Annotated in this window: 17 protein-coding genes and 1 pseudogene; 4 read left to right on the plus strand and 14 right to left on the minus strand. The window is 50.4% G+C overall.

The window, feature by feature from the left end; all coding sequences use genetic code 11:
* Window positions 1–191, minus strand: a pseudogene (locus tag HMPREF9412_RS28105) (AraC family transcriptional regulator); the annotation flags it as partial.
* Window positions 192–326: 135 nt separating this feature from the next.
* Here HMPREF9412_RS28105 and HMPREF9412_RS28110 point away from each other — a divergent pair.
* Window positions 327–2,312, plus strand: a complete 1,986-nt coding sequence (locus HMPREF9412_RS28110) for an alpha-amylase family protein (RefSeq protein ID WP_009595274.1) — start codon at window positions 327–329, stop codon at window positions 2,310–2,312.
* Window positions 2,313–2,432: 120 nt separating this feature from the next.
* On the opposite strand, the gene HMPREF9412_RS28115 is transcribed toward HMPREF9412_RS28110, so the two are convergent.
* The 5 genes from HMPREF9412_RS28115 to HMPREF9412_RS28135 form a co-directional block, all read right to left on the minus strand.
* Entirely contained in the window at window positions 2,433–2,900 is a 468-nt protein-coding gene (locus HMPREF9412_RS28115) for an SMI1/KNR4 family protein (protein ID WP_009595305.1), read from the minus strand.
* Window positions 2,901–2,986: 86 nt separating this feature from the next.
* Window positions 2,987–3,403 (minus strand): SMI1/KNR4 family protein, encoded by a 417-nt coding sequence (locus HMPREF9412_RS28120; RefSeq protein ID WP_036673855.1) that lies wholly within the window; start codon window positions 3,401–3,403, stop codon window positions 2,987–2,989.
* Between the two features lie 301 nt (window positions 3,404–3,704).
* On the minus strand, window positions 3,705–4,727 hold the full coding sequence (locus HMPREF9412_RS28125; protein ID WP_009595304.1) for a serine hydrolase domain-containing protein: 1,023 nt from the start codon (window positions 4,725–4,727) through the stop codon (window positions 3,705–3,707).
* Window positions 4,727–5,575, minus strand: coding sequence for a MerR family transcriptional regulator (locus HMPREF9412_RS28130; protein ID WP_009595298.1), 849 nt, complete (start codon window positions 5,573–5,575; stop codon window positions 4,727–4,729). The genes HMPREF9412_RS28125 and HMPREF9412_RS28130 overlap by 1 nt, the downstream gene beginning before the upstream one ends.
* Before the next feature lie 117 nt (window positions 5,576–5,692).
* Window positions 5,693–6,472, minus strand: a complete 780-nt coding sequence (locus HMPREF9412_RS28135; protein ID WP_009595301.1) for an alpha/beta fold hydrolase — start codon at window positions 6,470–6,472, stop codon at window positions 5,693–5,695.
* Between the two features lie 279 nt (window positions 6,473–6,751).
* On the opposite strand from HMPREF9412_RS28135, the gene HMPREF9412_RS28140 reads away from it, so the two are divergent.
* On the plus strand, window positions 6,752–8,797 hold the full coding sequence (locus HMPREF9412_RS28140; RefSeq protein WP_009595293.1) for a serine hydrolase: 2,046 nt from the start codon (window positions 6,752–6,754) through the stop codon (window positions 8,795–8,797).
* Between the two features lie 130 nt (window positions 8,798–8,927).
* Here the strand turns inward: HMPREF9412_RS28140 and HMPREF9412_RS28145 are convergent, their stop codons facing one another.
* The 4 genes from HMPREF9412_RS28145 to HMPREF9412_RS28155 all read right to left on the minus strand — a co-directional run bounded on the left by HMPREF9412_RS28145 (window position 8,928) and on the right by HMPREF9412_RS28155 (window position 11,972).
* On the minus strand, window positions 8,928–9,476 hold the full coding sequence (locus HMPREF9412_RS28145) for a phosphotransferase family protein (protein WP_009595283.1): 549 nt from the start codon (window positions 9,474–9,476) through the stop codon (window positions 8,928–8,930).
* A complete protein-coding gene (locus HMPREF9412_RS33495) occupies window positions 9,466–9,720 on the minus strand; it encodes a hypothetical protein (RefSeq protein ID WP_009595309.1) in 255 nt (84 codons plus the stop codon). Before HMPREF9412_RS33495 ends, HMPREF9412_RS28145 begins: the two co-directional genes overlap by 11 nt.
* Before the next feature lie 175 nt (window positions 9,721–9,895).
* Window positions 9,896–10,861, minus strand: coding sequence for a DUF4097 family beta strand repeat-containing protein (locus HMPREF9412_RS28150; protein ID WP_009595271.1), 966 nt, complete (start codon window positions 10,859–10,861; stop codon window positions 9,896–9,898).
* A 295-nt stretch (window positions 10,862–11,156) separates the two neighbouring features.
* Window positions 11,157–11,972, minus strand: coding sequence for a ZIP family metal transporter (locus tag HMPREF9412_RS28155; RefSeq protein WP_009595288.1), 816 nt, complete (start codon window positions 11,970–11,972; stop codon window positions 11,157–11,159).
* A gap of 331 nt (window positions 11,973–12,303) precedes the next feature.
* On the opposite strand from HMPREF9412_RS28155, the gene HMPREF9412_RS28160 reads away from it, so the two are divergent.
* On the plus strand, window positions 12,304–12,867 hold the full coding sequence (locus HMPREF9412_RS28160; RefSeq protein WP_009595281.1) for an NAD(P)H-dependent oxidoreductase: 564 nt from the start codon (window positions 12,304–12,306) through the stop codon (window positions 12,865–12,867).
* Window positions 12,868–12,943: 76 nt separating this feature from the next.
* Here HMPREF9412_RS28160 and HMPREF9412_RS28165 read toward each other — a convergent pair whose 3' ends face one another.
* The 4 genes from HMPREF9412_RS28165 to HMPREF9412_RS28180 form a co-directional block, all read right to left on the minus strand.
* A complete protein-coding gene (locus tag HMPREF9412_RS28165) occupies window positions 12,944–13,315 on the minus strand; it encodes a winged helix-turn-helix transcriptional regulator (RefSeq protein ID WP_009595294.1) in 372 nt (123 codons plus the stop codon).
* A gap of 104 nt (window positions 13,316–13,419) precedes the next feature.
* Window positions 13,420–16,605 carry a bifunctional cytochrome P450/NADPH--P450 reductase gene (locus tag HMPREF9412_RS28170; RefSeq protein WP_009595290.1) on the minus strand — a complete coding sequence of 1,062 codons (3,186 nt, stop codon included), beginning with the start codon at window positions 16,603–16,605 and terminating at the stop codon, window positions 13,420–13,422.
* A gap of 390 nt (window positions 16,606–16,995) precedes the next feature.
* A complete protein-coding gene (locus HMPREF9412_RS28175; RefSeq protein ID WP_009595280.1) occupies window positions 16,996–17,589 on the minus strand; it encodes a GNAT family N-acetyltransferase in 594 nt (197 codons plus the stop codon).
* 2 nt (window positions 17,590–17,591) lie between these two features.
* A complete protein-coding gene (locus HMPREF9412_RS28180) occupies window positions 17,592–18,200 on the minus strand; it encodes a TetR/AcrR family transcriptional regulator (protein WP_009595273.1) in 609 nt (202 codons plus the stop codon).
* Between the two features lie 286 nt (window positions 18,201–18,486).
* Between HMPREF9412_RS28180 and HMPREF9412_RS28185 the strand changes: the two genes are divergently transcribed.
* Window positions 18,487–18,978 (plus strand): hypothetical protein, encoded by a 492-nt coding sequence (locus tag HMPREF9412_RS28185; RefSeq protein ID WP_036673873.1) that lies wholly within the window; start codon window positions 18,487–18,489, stop codon window positions 18,976–18,978.
* Window positions 18,979–19,052 lie beyond the last annotated feature (74 nt).

Genomic DNA, 19,052 nt, shown 5'->3' on the forward strand with positions numbered 1-19,052 from the left:
ACCAGCAGCTTTCCCGCGCCGACCTCATACTCCGTCTGTTCTTCGGTCATATAGAACGTTCCTTTCGTAACCAGAAGCAGGTCATAAACGCCGAAGGTGCGGGCGAAATGCCTGTCTCCCGGCTTCCATACGGCATGTCCGGCCGTAACGAATTGCGGCAGCGGCGGTATGGCGAATTCTAAGCACAGCACGGCCGTCCCCTCCTTTTCGCAAGTTCATTTTGTGCTAATCAAAGTCTATATTATCACTGGTTGCCCGCATGAAAAAGAGGTACATTTGATCACGAGAAACCGCTCTCATATAGCGACTAAGGAGGTTGTTTACGCATGCGTTTTCGTCAGGTTCATCTCGATTTCCATACATCCGAGGCCATTCCCGGCATCGGAAGCCGGTTTTCAAAACTCCAGTTTCAGAACATGCTGCGCGCGGGGCATGTCGATTCCATCACCGTGTTTTCAAAATGCCATCACGGCTGGGCTTACCATCCGAGCGAAGCCAATGAAACGCACCCGCATCTCTCATTCGATCTGCTGGGCGAGATGATCTCGGCTGCCCATGAAATCGGCGTCAAGACGCCGGTGTACTTATCCGCGGGGCTGGACGAAAAGCTGGCGCGGCGCCATCCCGAATGGCTGATCCGCGACGCGGAAGACCGTACGCGCTGGGCGAGAGATTTCATGACGCCCGGTTACCATGAATTTTGCTTCAACACGCCATACCTGGACATCTTGCTGGCGCAAATCCGCGAAGTAGTTTCCAGGTATGATGCGGACGGCATTTTCCTTGACATCGTCGGAATCCGTCAATGCCGGTGCCAGCATTGCGTAGCCGCGCTGCGATCAGCCGGTCATGACCCTCGCGATGAAGCTGCCGTTGCCGCGTTAGGCGAATCCACCTACCTTAACTATGCCCGCCGCGTACGAGAAACGATCGATGAGATCAAACCCGGTCTGCCGGTATTCCATAACAGCGGCCATCAACGTCGCGGCCGCCGCGACCTTGCTCAAGTCAACAGCCATTTGGAACTCGAATCGCTTCCTACCGGAGGTTGGGGTTACGATCACTTTCCGCTGTCCGCACGCTATGCACAGACGCTAGGCATGGACTATCTCGGCATGACGGGCAAATTCCATACCTCCTGGGGCGAATTCGGCGGATACAAGCATCCGAACGCGCTGCGCTTCGAAACGGCGCTCAGTCTCGCCCATGGCGCCAAGTGCTCGATCGGCGACCAGCTTCATCCATCGGGTCTCATGGATGAAGCAACCTACGCCTTGATCGGCACAGCCTATGCGGAGGTGGAAGCGAAGGAGCCTTGGTGCAGCGCAACCTCTTCCGTCGCGGACATCGCCGTCCTGTCGCTGGAGGCTGCTTGGGAGGCTTGTCCGGAAGCACGGAAGTCGGATGACCGAAACAACCTGGCGGATGCCGGTGCGGTACGCATCCTGACCGAAGGGCACTACCTTTACGACATCGTGGATGCAAGTGCTCATTTTGGCCTCTACAAAGTGCTGATACTGCCGGACGAGGTGCCAATATGGCCCGAATTGGAAGAGGACATCCGTGCATTCACCGCGGGTGGAGGAAAAGTTCTTGCCTCGGGTCGTTCGGGTTTGAATGCTGCGGGAGACGCGTTTACGCTGGATCTCGGATTGAACTGGCAAGGCCAGAGCCCATACCGTCCATCTTATTTCCGCCCGGACTTTGTTCCCGGTCCTCTCATGCCAGCATCATTCGTGATGTACGCTGAAGGACAGCTGGTTGAATTGAACGGCGGCCGAACGCTGGGCAGCCGGGAGAATCCGTACTTCAACCGCGATGTGTTCACGTTCTGCTCACATCAGCACACGCCAAGCGCCGGAGAAGACGGCGGCCCGGGCATGATCGAGAGCACAAACGGCATCTACATCGCTTGGAATGTGTTCGGCGACTATGCGGACAACGGCCATCTCATTCTGAAGGAGATGGTATTGCATGCGATCGACCGGCTCCTGCCGCAGCCTACTCTGCGCTGCGATTTGCCGGCACGGGGCATCGCGACGCTGCAGTATCAGCAGGATGAGAATCGTTATATTAATCACCTTCTCTTTGCCTCTCCTGTCCTGAAGGGGCGCGTTGAAGTCATTGAAGACATCGTGCCGCTGCGGAACGTTTCCGTCCGCTTGCGCCTGCCTTCAGCGCCTTCGATCCAGCGGGTCTATCTGGCCCCCTCGATGGATGAGCTTCCATACACGATTGGGAGTCAGGGGGAGATCAACTACTCGGTTCCTAGTCTGGATAATCATCAAATGGTTGTGCTGGAACTGGCGTAAACAGCATGCTTGTCTTCATGATAAGGAACAACTCTTCCATATGATACAAGCAGCCGCAGTCTGGAGACTGCGGCTGTTCACATCATATCGGTTCATTTTGCAGGTTTTCATGTTACGTGCTCAATATACCGCACTGCGTTTGTCAATCAATTGTTCTAAAAATCCTGCAAATGACGGAGCATACTCCTCGATCAAATCATTCATAAGATCATAACGCATGACAGGGAACTCCCCCCGCTCATCTTTGGCGGACGTATCGAAAAAATACAGCTCGTCCTCGTCCGGCACGAACAGATCCAGCCTTTGCGGGTATTGCTCTCGCCACTCCTCATCTTCCTGATTCAGGCGATGTATGTATAGAATATCCGTATCGACATATTCCCTCACATCCGGAGGAGCTAACATGAGAATTCCCGTCCCGCTCAGCGTGGCACTGCCGTAGTTCTTGAGCCACCAGCGATAGGAAGGCGGCAGGCTGAATCCAAGCTCCGTTTCTGCCTCGGCGATCCATTCCTCTTTCGCGCCGCGTCCGGGAAACCATTTCACGGCTGTCGTGCTTTCCAGTTTCTCAGCCAATCGTTCATACATTACACGAGAACTCCCTCCATCTTCATTTTCAACCAACTTCAGTGACTGTTCTCATCTCCACTTGATAGATTTCGGTTATGAACCACCTACCATTCATAGAAATTCTCCTCGATCAGCGCCTCAAAGGAATCTGCCAATCGTATGACCTCTCCCGAATCGTGATGGCAGATGAACACCTTCCCTGATTGGTCGATGATTATCGGATAGCCGGATCCGTCGATCGAGATGACATAACTGGTTTGTATTACGTCTCCAATAGGAAGCTCCTTATACTGCTCGCGGAAATCCAGCGTCAAATCTGCGACGGTTTCATTTCCAATGCTGGAGCCGTTAGAGAATGCATGTACCGCAAGGCCCGCATAAGCTCCTCCGAACCTTCTTATAAAACGTACATAGTCCTCATGAAACCTTACATTCAGCTGCTGCTCCGCATGTGCGATTTCCTCTTGGGTTGCCGGACTTCCTACAAGTGAGGCCCGATCCTCCCGGAAGAGGAATGGAATCCTTCCCTCCTAGCCATGAATCTAAAACCTCTCGCGTTGAAGATCATACTGACAATTGAATGTTATATCCCATGATGTAAGCTCCGTACCACATCGGTTGTGTGCCCATATAAGACAACATACGTTCCGTTCGCCCCTTCTTTCATCGAGGGCAAACGGTTGTCTGCTATTCAGGAGCTAGGAGCTGGGTGTATTCGCTGCGTAATCGGATTACACATATTCTAGCAGAATGGAATTGCAATGAGAACCAGGTACGTAACAAGGAAAGAAGATAGTGCGAATGGCGTTTACGTTCTTCGATTCATTCTATGACAGCGGATAGCGCGCCTTCCTTTATCAAGGTCCATCGATCCCGCGGATTGGCGATAAAGGACGATGCAATCGCTACAACCATATCTTTTTCCGAAATGCAGCAGATGACATTGCCTCCATCGCCTACGGCCGAATATGTATACATTCCGTCCTCATCCCGCAGCCACCACAAATAACCGTAATGGTTAGCGTTCATCGCCGTTGATTGGTCTATCCAATTTCCCGCTATGATCGGTTGTCCGTCCCATATGCCGCGGTTCAGGTACAGAAAACCGAAACGCGCCATATCGCGCGGGCTTAACGTAAGGCCCCAACCACCCGTGGTGTTACCACCGGGGTCTTTCACCCATCCCCTGACGTCTTTACCGAATAAATGATCAAATCCGAATGATCCCATGTCATGATCCGGGATTTCGGTCATGCCAATCGGTTTAAACAAGTGTTCGTTCGCAAAGGCGCGTGCGCTTTTTCCGGTGGTGCGGGTGATAATGGCTGACAGCAGATGCACTCCTGCGGTGGAATATTTGAACGCTCCCAGGGTTCCTCCTTCCCCCAGCATATCAAGCGTATATGCTACCCAATCAGGCTGCATGCACATTTTGTCCAATGGCTCGCGCCAGTCCTCAAATGGATAAGGGGCCGTCATCGTAAGAAGATGGCGAAGCGTAATGTCTTGTATTTGCCGATCAGCGAACTTGTGTTCATATTCGGGGAAGAAATCCAGCACCTTTTGATCCGAATTGTCAATATAGCCGGCACCGATGGCAATGCCTATGAGGGCGGATAGAATGCTCTTAGTGACCGATGCCACATGGTGGGTATCCTCCGGGCCGTAACCATGATCGTATTTCTCATATGCGATATATCCGTTTCTCACCACGACTATACCGTTGATGTTGCCGTATTCGGATGGGATCAAAGCATCAAGGGCCGAAAGCTTGCCGGCATCCAATCTCAAGGCTTCAGGGGCAGCGGCTTGCCATGCCATCGTTGGCCAATACTCTCTCTTCATTAGAGATACCTCGCATTTTTCATTTGTTTTTTCGACACGGGAAAATAGACCTCGGTAACCAAATGCTCGGCCGCCGTGGCTTGATTCGGATCGGTTACATAGATTTCATACGGGGATTGGCTCAATGCATATCCCTCTTCTTCTATCCATTCCCTGAGCCTGGCATATACCGATGTCAAACCCAAATAGGAACCCTTCCAAACAGACTTGGCACATAGTCCTCCCCCCAGTTTCCTCGTTCCAATAGCTCTCTCCTTGACCGGGAGGGCAAACTCGGTGTCATTGCCTGCGGGATTGTATTCCGAACTGTGATAAATCGTCATGGGCGTACCAACCAATGTAAGCTTCTCCTTGGCAATCTGTTCGTATAATCCGCTAAAATACCTGCCATAACCCAGAGCATAATCATCCCTGCTCATCATCTGGCGCATGAAAAGAAGATTCATTGGTGCACGATCCACAAGCTGCACTTCAATTCGGTTCAGGTACGACATCACGTCGATGCCCTTTTCCAGGCTCAGGATATCCTGGTCCATCTGGTTCAGGGCATGATGATACATGTCTAATTTGTGCTGGACTTCCCGACGCTTGCGGTGAAGGGCCGTGTAAAGCTTCTCATCCGAGTGACCCGGTTCCCCCGCTAAGATTTCTTTGATTTCGTCCAGTGAAAAATGGTAAGACTTCAACCGGTTAATATAGAGCATTCTCTTTAGCTGACCGATGGAATAATACCTATACCCGTTTTCCGGATTGATCTGATCCGGATGAATTAATCCGATTTCATCGTAATACCGAAGCGTCTTCGTTGATACTTCGCATAGTTTGGAGAATTCCCCGATCGGCAGCAAGGATTCACCTCTTTCCGTATATAGACTCTTGATTCAAGATCACTTTACACCTTGCCCTTAGGGCAAAGTCCACTGCTAATTTGTAAAATGGAATCCCTGATCTTCCTCGCCTCCGTACTACACCTGAGAAAGATCTTCCGGTAGTTCCCCGGTGTTCAGCCACTTCCCCGTTACGCGGTTGAATAATGCCGGATCGGCAAGCGGTATGCCGTGCCCGATACCGGGAAACACGATCCCCTCCGCACGGTTGGATAGCTGCACGAGGTCCCTGGCTGATTTTTTAACACTGGCTCTTTCCTTCTCCCCGACCGTAACCAATACCTTCGTCGAAGATTCTTTGATGCTTGGAGAGATTGAATAGGACATGTTTTCCTTGAGGACCGAAACCAGCAGCTCCGAAGGCATATGCAGGGATTCCGTATAATACTGTTCAAAATCATCCCGATTCACGTACAGCGTGCTTGCCTGCCATCTGGAGAACCATCGGTATTTGGTCAGCGGAAAGGTCATTCGTATAGAAGGTTCGATCAGCTTCAGGGCAGCCGGCATCGGTCTAAGCAAAGCGCTGTTTACGATTGCGTAATCGATGAGTTGAGGTCGTTGGCACATCATTTCCACGAGAATCTGCGCCCCCAAGGAAAAACCGAATACAACAATTTCCCTTCCGTCCGCCATACTCGAGATGACCTCATTGATCTGCGCTGCAGTGCGTTTTATGGAAAAGGGCCCGTTGGCGGAGCTGCCACCGTGTCCGGGTAAATCGGGAACCAGGCAGTAATCATCCTTAAAAGAGGGAAGCTGCTTGTTCCACATCCAGCCGCTTACCCCGCCCCCATGCAAAAATACGATCATCCTTGACGCATGAATGTTTCCGCTCTCCTTCATGAATAAGTTCATCGTGATCATCCCCAATATATGACATTTACTATTAATACAATTATAGTATATTAATTTGAAGATTTAACGGATTATTCAGAAAATTTATTATACTTTTTAATGGTTTATGGTATAAATCATGCGTTGCTCGGATGCCAACACATTTCCCTGGACCAAAGTCGAGTCTGGTTTCCTGCCGCGGATCCAGTTCAAACTCCTTCTTGGGACTGTTCTTCCTCCTCCCTGCATGGTCTACCATTAAGTGGAAATCCAAAGCAAATGAGATAAGGAGAGGAACTCATGAAGCCGAAGAAACAAAGCAAGTCAAGAACCATTCGTGTATTGGCTGCCTCCATGCTGTCCGCCAGTCTGCTGGCTTTCCCCGTCGATATTCATTCGGCAGCGGCCAAATCCGCAGAAGTCCCAGTCGAATCCCGGCATGCGGGGGCACCGGTACTAAGCTCCAACGAAGTCAAGGCATTCGCTGACGCTTATTTTGCCGATCCCCAGGTTTCGGACATGCTGGCAGGCGCACTAGTAGTGGTCGTGCAAGACGACAAGGTGCTGTTGAATACGGGCTACGGTTACGCCGATCTTGAATCCAAGAAGAAGATTGATCCCGATCGCACCTTGTTCCGCATGGCGTCGATATCAAAATCGGTTACCGCAACGGCGGTGATGCAGCTGGTCGAGAACGGACAAATCGACCTGAAGCAAAACATAACCGAATACATGCCGGATGTGAAGATCCCTAACCAAACCGGCGCCCCCGTCACCGTTGAGCATTTGCTGACGCATACGACAGGCTTCGATTTTACGGACAGCTACTCGGTTCCGCCTCACATCATTCAGAAGGGCGAGATTCCGCTCGCCGACTTCATCCGGGTGAATGCTCCGGCTGTGGTTCGTACGCCTGGTGAAGCTTACCGGTATGACAATCTGGCATCCTCCATGCAGGGATATATTGTCCAAAGCGTATCCGGAGAGCCATTTGAGGACTATGTCAAAAAGGAAATATTCGCCCCGCTGAACATGAAGCATGCCGCATTTCGAATGAACGACGATATCATCGCGAATCTTGCCACAGGATACAATGTCGATCAACATCCGATAAAGCCTTACGAGAACGTGCCCACCATCGCACCTGAAGGCGGCATGTTCGCCAGCGGTACCGATATGGCCAATTTCATTACTGCCCATCTGAAAGAGGGCCAGTTCGGATCCGCCCGCATCCTGAAGGAGGAGACGACGCGATTAATGCACAAGACGCATTATGATGCCGCTGGCATTCCGTTGACGTCTTACGGCTTCGAGTCGTTCATGCACAACAGCCATAACGGCCAAACGGTGATTGGCAAAGGCGGCGATTTGGAGGGCTACCATTCCTGGCTTTGGCTGCTTCCCGACCAGAATGTCGGTGGTCTGATCGTTGTTAACAGCGACAAGAGCGCTTCGATCCGCAGCGATTTTTTCGTCGCGTTCATGGATCATTTTTATCCGAAAAAGCAAGGCTCAGAGAGCCCGTTCCCACTCCATCAGGAGCAGCTGCAGAAATTTGAGGGCCTATACAGAAGCCTGAGGACTCCGATTATCGCTACGGAGGTGACTGTCGGACAAGGCGAGCTGCTGGTTAAAGATGCCATGGGCGAGCATAAACTCAAACCGGTCGGACCGCTGCGGTTTGTGGATGAGAACGGTGTACCCGCTGCGTTTAAGGAAGATGCTAACGGTGATGTTGCGTATATGTATTACACGGCCATGGACAGCATGTCCGAGAAACTCCCGAAGCCTGCTCCTTACCACGACGTCCCTGAAGAAAATCCTTATGCCAAGGACATCTACTTCGCTCGGTCTCTCCAGGCTTTTGGGGATACAGGACAATCCAGCTTCCGGCCGGATGAACCGATCACCCGCGCGGAGTTTGTCAGCGTCATCAGCAGGCTGGCCGGCATGAAGCCTAGCGAAAGTGTAAGCATATTCAAAGATATGCAAGGGCACCCGCTCGCTGGTTATGTGCAGAATGCTGCGGATATGGGCGCTGTGAAAGGCAAGACGAACCAGAATTTCGAACCCGATCAGCCGATCACGCGCCAAGAGGCTGCAGCTATCATATGGCGGACTGCACATCACGCGCTTGGCGCGAAGGCCGTCCCGGCCAAACTCCGTACGAAACCGGCCGCGTGGGCAGATGAAGCGGTGCAGTTTATGGTCGGAACCGGCATGCATGGTCCCGAAGTGACCAAGGATGCAAACGGTGCGGCCGATTACCGGCCAACGGACAATCTTCTGCGGAAGGAAGCGGCGGCCATCTACTCGAAACTGATTCAGCAGGCTTTTGGTTTTTAATTTGGTCCGCTGCTTACTAGTGGAAGCTTGGCACTTATAGCTTAATATGAATAAAGAACAGCTGACGGTTTCGTATCGTCAGCTGTTATAGTACGAATCATAATCAGGTGATTAGTCCGACCGATCCTATCTAGAAAAATGCATATAATCCTTCTTCAAAGTACTTGTACTCCGACTCGCTAATCCTTCCTCTTCCATATCCTTCAAAGAAAACGTCGATTTCCGATTCGGTTTCAATCGCGTTCGGTTTAGGACGTATCGCTAAAGACACATCATACCTTGGATCACCAAGAGCTCCGCCGCTCCAATCAATGATGCCCGTAATGTTTCCGTTGCGAACCAAAACATTATCAATCGTGAAATCACCATGAATTAAGGTGTTGGTTATAGTCTGGGGTTTGTTCCTATTCAACGAATCCCATAATTCAGCGGTTCCATCAACATTGTAATGTCTTAGGTTATATTCCGCACGGAGCAGCATGTCATCCAGCCAAGGGGATTCTCCCCTCATTTCTTCAGGGCAGGGCGTAGCGTGAATCGCGGACAAAATCGCACCGAAATTGAATATCATCTCATGCTTTTTTTCCGAATTCTTCTCGCGGACCAGTGCCTGCCTTAATGTTTCACCCTCGAAAAACTTCAACAGCGCCCACGATTGATTGTTTTCTTTATCTTCCACAAACCTGTAAAACCGAAGGGACAAGCAACGATGTCTTTTGCAGGGAATGCAGAACGCGGATTTCTTGTGCCAGCCACGAGCTGTAATGCTCTCCCTTCGTTCGCTTTAGGATAAAGCGCCCCTGTTCGTTATCCAGAATTCCTACATCCGATGTATGGCCCTGTCTTGGAAAATCCAGTTTGGATACCGTACCTACTTCATCTATGATCGATTGGGGTATTTCATGCAATTGAATCGGAAGCATTTCATATCTCCTCACCCTAGAAATTGGAAGCAAATATTCTTCCTCATTATACACATTGCATTCGCCTTCAATCGATAGATCTTCACCTTGGCTTCTGCACCTTAATGCCTTCGTACGCAACAAAGAAGACATCCCCGTTAGGATGTCTTCCCGTCCCATTAGTGACTATCAGGATTTATTCCAGCCTGAAGTTCCCGGAGCCCGTGCGAACCTTCAGCAGCACCTCGCCGCTGCCGAGCGTTCCCTTCAGTCTTCCCTTGTCCTCGTCCTTAACCTCATAACGCATTCCGTCCCACTCTATTTTCCCCTCGCCGGAGCTTCCCTGGAAATCGACTTCCAGCGATGAAGGCTCTTCATCCAGGTCAATGCTGACGTTCCCGCTGCCGGCTCGCAGATCCGCATTATGGATCAACCGATCCGCATCCACGCGGATATTGCCGGATCCCGTCTTGCCTTGCAAAGCCGCTTCTCCATCACTCAGCTCAACGTTGCCGCTGCCGTTTTGAAAGCTCAGCTGTTCGGCATGATAGCCGTCTGCCGAGATTTCGCCGGACCCCGATTGCAGCGCCACCGATTTGGCTTCAACCTCCTCAACTTCGATATTGCCGCTGCCGGTATGCACCGTTAGCTCGCCGGCGTTCACCTGCTGGACATTGACATTGCCGCTGCCTGCCTTGACTGTGACCGTATCGCCCAGCATGTTTTCCACCTCGATTTCGCCGCTCCCGCTTTCAATCTGAGCCGCTGCCCATTGCTTTTCCGGTAACTCCACCGTTAACTGAAGATCCATAATGCTTATGCCCAGATTGATGCCATGATCTTCTTCGACGCCAAGCGTCAGCGAATCGCCGTTCGGCTCAACCTGCAGTTTCACCTGGTCGGCATATTTCGAACTTACCTTTCCATTCAGACGGGCTGTGATCTGATCCGTTGCTCCTGGGACGACATGTATGTTGATGCTTCCGGTCTTTACCGTCAAATCTCGGTAATCATTCGCATCAAGCGTTTGCTCTTCATTTATCTTCTTGGTGTCAAAGGAAAAGCCGAATTGAATATCCGAAAAAATGTTCCTCGGGTTCATCGTAAAGATCAACAGCAGCACACCGACTGCCACGATCAAATATCCTGTTCTCTTCTTCATACCGTGTTCCTCATTCCTTCCGTATCATCCCTTTATGAGTTCTCTGGTTTGTTTTTCCAATATCTGAAGTCCTGTTCAGTATACCATCCCTTCGGGAAATGAGCATTGGCCCCGCGAATGAGATTGGAACCCCGACTTAAGTCTAGTAATGCTGAGATACCTCACAACCTATGGAAGAACAAATCGTTACAACTTCAATCCTGGAAAGGGAAGCCAGCTCGCCGGAAATAAACCTCAGACTATGCTTGAAAACAAAAAAAGCCGCCAATTCCGCGACTTTTTCTTTAATAAGGTACTATCCCAGTGCTACATCCAAAATCATCATTAACACGAAACCAAACATCAAACTCATCGAAGCCAAATCCTTGTTGCCTTTTTCCTGCGAGCTTGGAATCACCTCTTCGGCTACGACAAAGATCATGGCTCCGGCCGCAAAACTCAAGGCATACGGCAGCATGGGTTCAATGAAAGCTACGGCGACCGCGCCTATTACCGCGGCAATAGGTTCGACCATTCCCGAGAACTGTCCATAGAAAAAGCTTTTTCTCCGCGACATTCCGTCACCGCGCAGCGGCATCGAGACAGCTACACCCTCCGGGAAATTCTGAATGCCGATGCCCAGTGCCAGTGTCAAGGCTCCCACCAGAGATGCCTCCGTTCCCCCGTTCGCAAGAGCCCCAAATGCGATCCCCACCGCTAATCCTTCCGGAATGTTGTGCAGCGTGATGGCCAGAACCAGCAAGGTGCTTCTTTTTCTCACTCTCGGATTATACCCCTCCGCTCCTCCCATCGGAGAATTGGGGTGAAGATGGGGTAGAATCTTATCGATTCCCCATATGAATACTCCGCCTAATAAAAATCCGAACGCAGCCGGAAACCAGTTCCCGATCGGATTGCCTTCCGACAGTTCGATGGCCGGTGCCAATAATGACCAGTAGCTGGCCGCAATCATGACGCCACCGGCAAACCCCAACATACTATCCAGCAAGCGCTGGTTCAATGTCCTTGTAACAAAAACAAGAGCCGCACCTAACGCCGTCATCCCCCAGGTAAACAAGGTGGCCAGCAATGCTTGGATAATGGGATTGAAATTCATAAAAAAGTCTACCATGCAACAAAGAACCCCTTCGATGAAATTAATATGATACTGATACTATTTCCTAATGCGAGCCCTACATGCATTTTGTCGGTGATCCGATACATCGATCTAGAGAATATGTACCCGTACGCGCCCATTCCGATGCATTTCAATGCAAATAATTATATATCATAAATTTCATAAAGTTGATAGATTGTTTTTCCGTGGCACCGGATCGGACCAGCCGTTTCCCCCAGAACGCTCACCTTTTGGTAAGTACCTGTAAGAAAAGTGCATACTTACATCAATCCGGCGAGCCCTTTATACTCTAGAACATACATCAACCCCAAGGAGGAATCATCTTTTGAAAACACTCGTTATCGTAACGCATCCGAACATAGAAGCATCGCTCATCAATAAGCGCTGGATAGAAGAACTCCGGCAATACCCGGATAAGTATACCGTTCACGAATTACACAAGGCGTATCCGAACAGAATCATTGACGTGGAAAAAGAGCAGCAGCTCATAGAATCGCATCAAAATTTAGTTTTGCAATTCCCCGTTTATTGGTTTAGCTGCCCGCCGCTCCTAAAACAATGGCTGGATGATGTTTTGACTTATGGTTGGGCTTATGGTTCGAAAGGAGGCGATAAACTAAAGAAACGCAAAGTCGCATTAGCCGTATCCGCCGGCATTAAAGAGGAAGATTATCGGGAAGTCGGAAGGTATCGCCACACCTTGGAGCAGCTGCTGGCTCCGTTTGAGACGACGTTCTTATATTGCGATGCCGACTATCGCTCGTTCTATGCTTTCTACGGGCAGGAGAAGGAACCTGGCGGAAACGCGCCGGACATGGAGCCGTGGCCGCCCCAAAGCACATTGGATATAAGCGCCCGGCAGTATTTGAAGTTCTTAGACAACCTATGATGAGTTGATGAACAAATAAGTAAAAAAGAAGTATTTCCTTCTGAAGGAAATACTTCTTTAGTTACATCGGCCGTCGTCAAGCTTCACGCTGTACACCTTCCGGAGCGCTCAAACTGTTCTTCTCTCCCCATTCGCACATCATTTGTAACACAGGTATGAGAGAAAGTCCGCGTTCGGATAAAGTGTATTCCACTTTCGGGGGAACCTGGGGATATTCCGTCCGAACGATAAGATCATCCGTTTCCAGCTCCTTTAACATGATGCTAAGCGTTTTAAAGGATATGGAGCCGATGCTTCGCTTCAGCTCATTATGCCGCATGACCTTTTTTTCCGACAGCCAGTACAGGATGATCATTTTATACTTGCCGCCGATTAAGGACAATGTATATCCAAAGCCGGTGTCTTGGGGTTTCACGCCGGTCGGTACACAGGTTTCGCTTTCCCGCACAAGCCACACTCTCCTTCCGATCTGTTTCCAAAGCTCGGTATTAGGATCATTTTATCACAAATAAGATCCTGGAAACTCAGGAGATTTCCCTTCCGGCATGACAATCAACCAGCCCAGACGTCTTTTACATATTGTCCTGACGACTCCAAACCCGACAGCCAGGCAGCAGCATCTTCAGCATTCACGCCATGACGCTCCTGATAGGAACGAATCAGCGTTTGTTCCACCTCCGGAGCCATCCGGGAGCCGTCGCCGCAAATGTACATTTGCGCTCCGCCCTCAAGCAGCGACAGCAATAACATTCCGTCTTGTTTCATCAAATGCTGAACATAGCATTTCTCCGCTCCGCTTACCCTCGAGAAAGCCGTATGCAAAGTGACCAGCCCCTCCTGCTCTGCCCGCTCAAACTCCTCGCGGTACAGGAAGTCCTGCTCCGGATTCCGGCAGCCGAAGTACAGATGCGCGGCACCCAGCTCTTGACCTGCCTCCCGAAGCGCTTGTCTCGCTTGGATAAATCCCCTGAACGGTGCAACGCCCGTGCCTGGTCCGATCATGATCATGGGCGTGGCCGGATCCTTCGGCAGCGCAAAACCCGACTCGGGAGAGCGTATAAACATCAAGACCTCCGCGCCCGTTTCCAATTCGGCCAAATAGTTCGAAGCAATGCCCCGATATTCTCCCTTGCCGCTCCATGCCCGGTCCCGAACGACGCTAACCGTGATGCTTGCCGTATTCCGGCTAACCTTCGGTGAGCTGGATATCGAATAATATCTCGGCTTCAATGGCGGCAGAAGCTCAAGAAACCGTTCAAACGGCAGCTCGCAGGCTTCATACCGCTCCAGCAGGTCGAGCATGGTGATCCGTTTGGCCCGAACTTCGGCCTGATAGCTCGCTTCCTCTATCAGTTCTTGGAGCTCTTTGGCATGCGGCGGACATACCGTGCTAGCGGCCATTTCCCGTATCTGCGCCCTTGTAGCCGGTTCCTGCAGTTCGACGCTGCGGGACAGCAGATCGTCGAGTCGGACGGGGATACCGGTCGGCAAATGCGCGCCGCTTCTTCCTTCTGCAGACAACATGAGATGGGAGCCCGAGTTCAGTTTGAATCTTCGAAGTACTCGCTGAACCAGTGTCTTTGGATTGACCGGAAGCACTCCCAGATGATCGCCTTCGAGGTATTCCGTTTCCGGCGGGAGCGAGATTTCGATATGCTGCGTGATCCTTCCGCTGCCCTCATGCTGCAGATTGCGGCTAAGCACGATACGCCCCGTCACGGCGCGGTAGGTTTCCGCCAATGGAACGGCGGCCGCCCCCTGGACGAACCGAACGGACAAGGCGCTGCGTTTCAGTCCATGAACCGCCGTAACCGGCAATCCGAGTGCTTGCATCAAATCCGGCCATAAATGCTCCGTCCATTCATCGACTTCCCGCTCAAAATCGCCGCTTGCATCACTTTCGCCGCGCTGGATCAAACGCTGCGCCCCTTTAAGTGCAAGCTGCTCGTCGATGAAGCGGGGAATACGCTGATACGTGCTTGCCCAGTTATGGTCTCCGCACCCGAATACCGCGTAACGAACGCCCTCAATTTCGGATTCGTTCGCGTTCTCCAGCCATTCCATGAAAGTCTTGGCATTGGAAGGCGGTTGTCCGTTGTACGAAGCAGTAACGATGACTACGACGCCTTCCTTCGGAAGCTTTCCTGCATATTCGTCCAGTGTGCCCACCTGGCTGTCGAACCCTTGGTGCTTCGCAGCATCCGCCACCTCTCTGGCAATTCCCTCAGCCGTGCCCAGATTGGAACCGTACAATGCGAGCAGCGGCGTATGATGGGCAAATGCCGCCGAAGGATCTGACTTGACATCATCCCGTTTCTTCGATTCGAGTGAAGCAACTTGACCGCCACCCGGTACCAGGAGAGCCGTCCCGCCTTGACGGCTTCGAACCTGAATCCGGAACCCTTCCGGCTTCAGAGTGAGTGTTTCCTTCACTTTCAGCTCATAAGGCTGGTTATCGATCAGTTCGAAATATTTGAGAACCAAACCAAGCACCAGGGTTGCTTCCTGCAGCGCAAACTGCTGCCCGATGCAGGCTCGTTGGCCGTTACCAAACGGTTTGTAGGCGTCATGCGGCACCTGGCTCGGATCCTCGAAGCGTTCGGGTCTGAACGTTTCCGCATCGTCCCCCCACACCCGCGAGTCCCGATGGAGCCCTGGGATTAGGACGGTCACGCTGTCCCCTTTCTTAATGGGATAGGTTCCCCCGATCGCCGTATCTTCCTTTGCATACAAGGAGAAAGCAGGCGCCGTTGGCCATAAGCGCAGCGACTCGTTGAGTACCATGCGGACATATTTGAGTTCCCTCACCTGGTTATAGGTCGGAACGGGATCTTTCAGTACGCGGTCCACTTCGCTGACCGCCTTAAACAAGGCTTCCGGATTTTTCATCAAATAATAAATGGCAAAGGACAGCAACCCGCTTGTCGTCTCATGTCCGGCGATCAGAAAGGTGATGATCTGGTAACGGATGTTCTCATGATCAAGAGACTCGCCTGTATCGGGATCGACGCCTTCCAGCATATGCGCCAGCAAATCCCCTTCTTCTCCGCCGTGCTTTCTGCGATCTTGGATGAGCTCATCCACAAGGGAGAACATGAACTGGATGTCCTCCTGAAACTGCCGTTTCTTTTTAATCATAAACATGTCCTGGATGCCCAGACGATGAAGCTGGTTCATGCCCTCATCCAGCGCCCGCACCATGCTGTCGATAAATGGATGGTTGTCTTCGCGGTAAAAGCTGTTAAACCGGTAATTAAATCCGCAGAGGCCGATCGTATCCAGCGTCAAGCGCGTCATGTCTGCAGGAACGTCCACGGTTTCGTCCGGATTGAGCCTAGCCCATTTCTGGATCAGCTGCATGGCGATATCGACCATTTTGGTGTGGTAGCCTTGCATCGCGCGCTGGCTGAAGCTGGAGAGCAAAATGTTATGGGCTTTTTTCCAGTTGGGCTCCTGCGTGGCGCTCGTAAACAATCCATCCCCTGCGAATGGGCGGACATTCTGCAGCGGTGCCCAGATTCGTTTATCAAACCGCTTCTCGTCACAAGCATCCTTGACATATTCATGTCCCGAAACGTACAGTTCCTTTCGTCCGCCCGGATATTGAAATTGAAAGATCGGTCCGAGCTCGGAGGCAACCTTCACAAGCGATTGGACCGGAGCGGCGGAATCCAGCAGCGGCAGATTGCCGAGCGGACCGTAGGTTTTAGGCTGAGGCACTTCCTTGGTTTGTGTCATGCGATCTCCCTCCATCATCCCTGTTCATCTCTTTGTATTTGCCCATATTCGGACAGAATAATTCCCGTTTCAGAACCAATTGACCAATTTCGTAATGTGGTCATTTTCATGTAAAAAAGGAGGATTCGACGCGGCATCGTTTGTTTTCACTTACAATGGCTGCCTGATCCTGCCTTTACCCTATCATGATATGGATATCCGCACATCTGCCGGAGGTCCGTAATATCGTATAGGTCCGCTGTTATTCGTTTATTACTTTTCAACCAGGAAGTGACCCGTTATTACAACTTTTGGACTATGAATCCACAATATCGTTTGAACCGATATGGCCATCCCCTTACATGTAAGCTGACATTCACGGATCTATGCTAGTGGATCCAGCCGTGATTCTCATTTTACTTGCTTTAGAGATACGATATGATTAATGCCTATTTTTCCTGCTCTCTTTGGGGGAATCGTGGTCCGTTTGTATTCCTTAAAACCCATCTTTTCGTAGAGTTTCATCGCTGGTATATTCGTATCGGCTACCTCTTCTATTAAAAACTCACGGTATGGGGCAGCTTCAAGAATATGGCCTATGATCAGCGAGCCTACCCCTTGTCCTCGATATTCCGCGGCCGTCCCCACAAACTCAATCGAACACTTGATCGGAGACGGATTCGCAAGTGGCGTTTCAAATTCCTTTTTCAAAAACATGTGCGCAAGGCTGCCTTTATATAATCCCAAATGCTCTCGCAGCTCTTTTTTGTTGAGTTTCACGGATAAAGAGGTGCCGTCCGAACATGCAGCCATTCCAGCCACTTTGTCGCCGGCAACGGCAACATAAAATTGGTCCAGGTTAAACATGTGGGCAAAGGCTCTGGCGATTTGCTCCTTATCTTTAGAGAAATATCCAAGCCATTGCGAGAACCCATCTGCAAAAATACGGGACATTTGAATTCTTACATCCATTTCTAATTGATCGGCTTTCCTAACTGTAAACATAATCACTCTCCCTCCTTGAACAGGAATAATGTGAGTACGCTCGGTGATGGCATAACGAAGTTGTTTTTCAATATCACTTTCATATCAGCCAGGCCCTGCAATGCCGAATAAAACAACACGGCCATTTCCTGGGGATCTCCGGAACGGAAATCGCCTGACTCCTGTCCCTTCTTAATAAGTGCGGCCGTAGAACGCAACAGCCGACCATTTACCTCTAAAACCTCAGCTTGTTTCCGATTGGCTCCATCACCGGAGAAGAACAGCTGATTCATGAGAATCAGCAAATTGGCAAGCTCTTCCCCATCCTGCATATCGTGATAAATTTCATCAACAAACTGCGTCATGAGTTTTTTCGGCGAATCAGCGTCTTCGAAGGTTTGGATGATTTGGGTCAAGCCGTTAAGCGCAAATTCAACAAGTTCATTAAACAAGCTTTCTTTTGTTTTGTAATGCCGGTATAAAAGCCCGATGCTGATACCGGCTGCATCCGCTATGTCCTGCACATTCGTGGAGCCGAACCCTTTTTGAACAAAAAGCCGCATTCCGGCGGATTGTATTTTTTGTCTGGTTGCGTTACGCATTTCTTCGTATTGTTCCTTTGTACGTGGCAAGCTGCTCCTCCTTTTTATTGAGTGAGTTTTTACTCATTATAAAATGCTGATCTTGGATAATCAAGCCATAAACGATGGAATTAGCAAATTGGCCCCCAAGAGCAGTAAATCTAACCGCATGATTTCACGATGATAACCGAAACAAACGGTTGCAGATTCGCAATATATTAAGTCACAGAATTTCGTTGCATCAGAAACTTTTCTGTAAATGTTCACAGAATTTTCACTTACGAGGAGCTTTTCCCCATCCCTATAATTACAAAGGTAACTAGAAAGGATGATGAAAGTGCCAACTACAAAGAAAGAAAATTTCTATTTTGGTATGATGATGTGTGTGGGAATGGTCATCATGATGACCACCTACAATCTGATCACGAACGGATTGATCGGAAACATATCGCTTGCAGCCGTACTCCTGCAGTTTGTTCTGGGCTTTATGATTGCCTTCCTGCTGGAGCTGTTTGTTGTCGGCCCTGCAGCCAAAAAAATCGTATTTTCCATTACGCGCAACAAATCCAGCAAAATGATCATGATCGTGGCAATGGCCTTTTTTATGGTGATTGGGATGGTGACTTTTATGTCCATGTACGGTCTGGCGTCCTCTTACTATGCCGACGGCCTGCCTGGTGAATCGCTGCTTGGAAGCTACTTCTCCATTTTTATTAAAAATTTTGTGTTTGCGCTGCCGCTTCAACTCCTCATTGTAGGCCCGATCGTGCGGTTCCTGTTTGGCAAGCTGAAAGCTAACCGCATGAACGAATCCCTAACGACCGTCTAGAATATCGGAGTCTTCGCCATACTCATCAATAAAAGCCGCGATATGATCGCGGCTTTTTAGATATCCAGTATTCT

It is taken from the genome of Paenibacillus sp. HGF5, assembly GCF_000204455.1.
Lineage (GTDB): Bacteria > Bacillota > Bacilli > Paenibacillales > Paenibacillaceae > Paenibacillus_AQ > Paenibacillus_AQ lautus_A.

Excerpts from the sequence above, each read along its gene's own strand:
- HMPREF9412_RS28110 (WP_009595274.1), top strand. The coding sequence starts at position 327 with ATGCGTTTTCGTCAGGTTCATCTCGATTTCCATACATCCGAGGCCATT.
- HMPREF9412_RS28115 (WP_009595305.1), bottom strand. The coding sequence starts at position 2,900 with ATGTATGAACGATTGGCTGAGAAACTGGAAAGCACGACAGCCGTGAAA.
- HMPREF9412_RS28125 (WP_009595304.1), bottom strand. The coding sequence starts at position 4,727 with ATGAAGAGAGAGTATTGGCCAACGATGGCATGGCAAGCCGCTGCCCCT.
- HMPREF9412_RS28135 (WP_009595301.1), bottom strand. The coding sequence starts at position 6,472 with ATGAACTTATTCATGAAGGAGAGCGGAAACATTCATGCGTCAAGGATG.
- HMPREF9412_RS28140 (WP_009595293.1), top strand. The coding sequence starts at position 6,752 with ATGAAGCCGAAGAAACAAAGCAAGTCAAGAACCATTCGTGTATTGGCT.
- HMPREF9412_RS33495 (WP_009595309.1), bottom strand. The coding sequence starts at position 9,720 with ATGCTTCCGATTCAATTGCATGAAATACCCCAATCGATCATAGATGAA.
- HMPREF9412_RS28150 (WP_009595271.1), bottom strand. The coding sequence starts at position 10,861 with ATGAAGAAGAGAACAGGATATTTGATCGTGGCAGTCGGTGTGCTGCTG.
- HMPREF9412_RS28155 (WP_009595288.1), bottom strand. The coding sequence starts at position 11,972 with ATGGTAGACTTTTTTATGAATTTCAATCCCATTATCCAAGCATTGCTG.
- HMPREF9412_RS28170 (WP_009595290.1), bottom strand. The coding sequence starts at position 16,605 with ATGACACAAACCAAGGAAGTGCCTCAGCCTAAAACCTACGGTCCGCTC.
- HMPREF9412_RS28175 (WP_009595280.1), bottom strand. The coding sequence starts at position 17,589 with ATGTTTACAGTTAGGAAAGCCGATCAATTAGAAATGGATGTAAGAATT.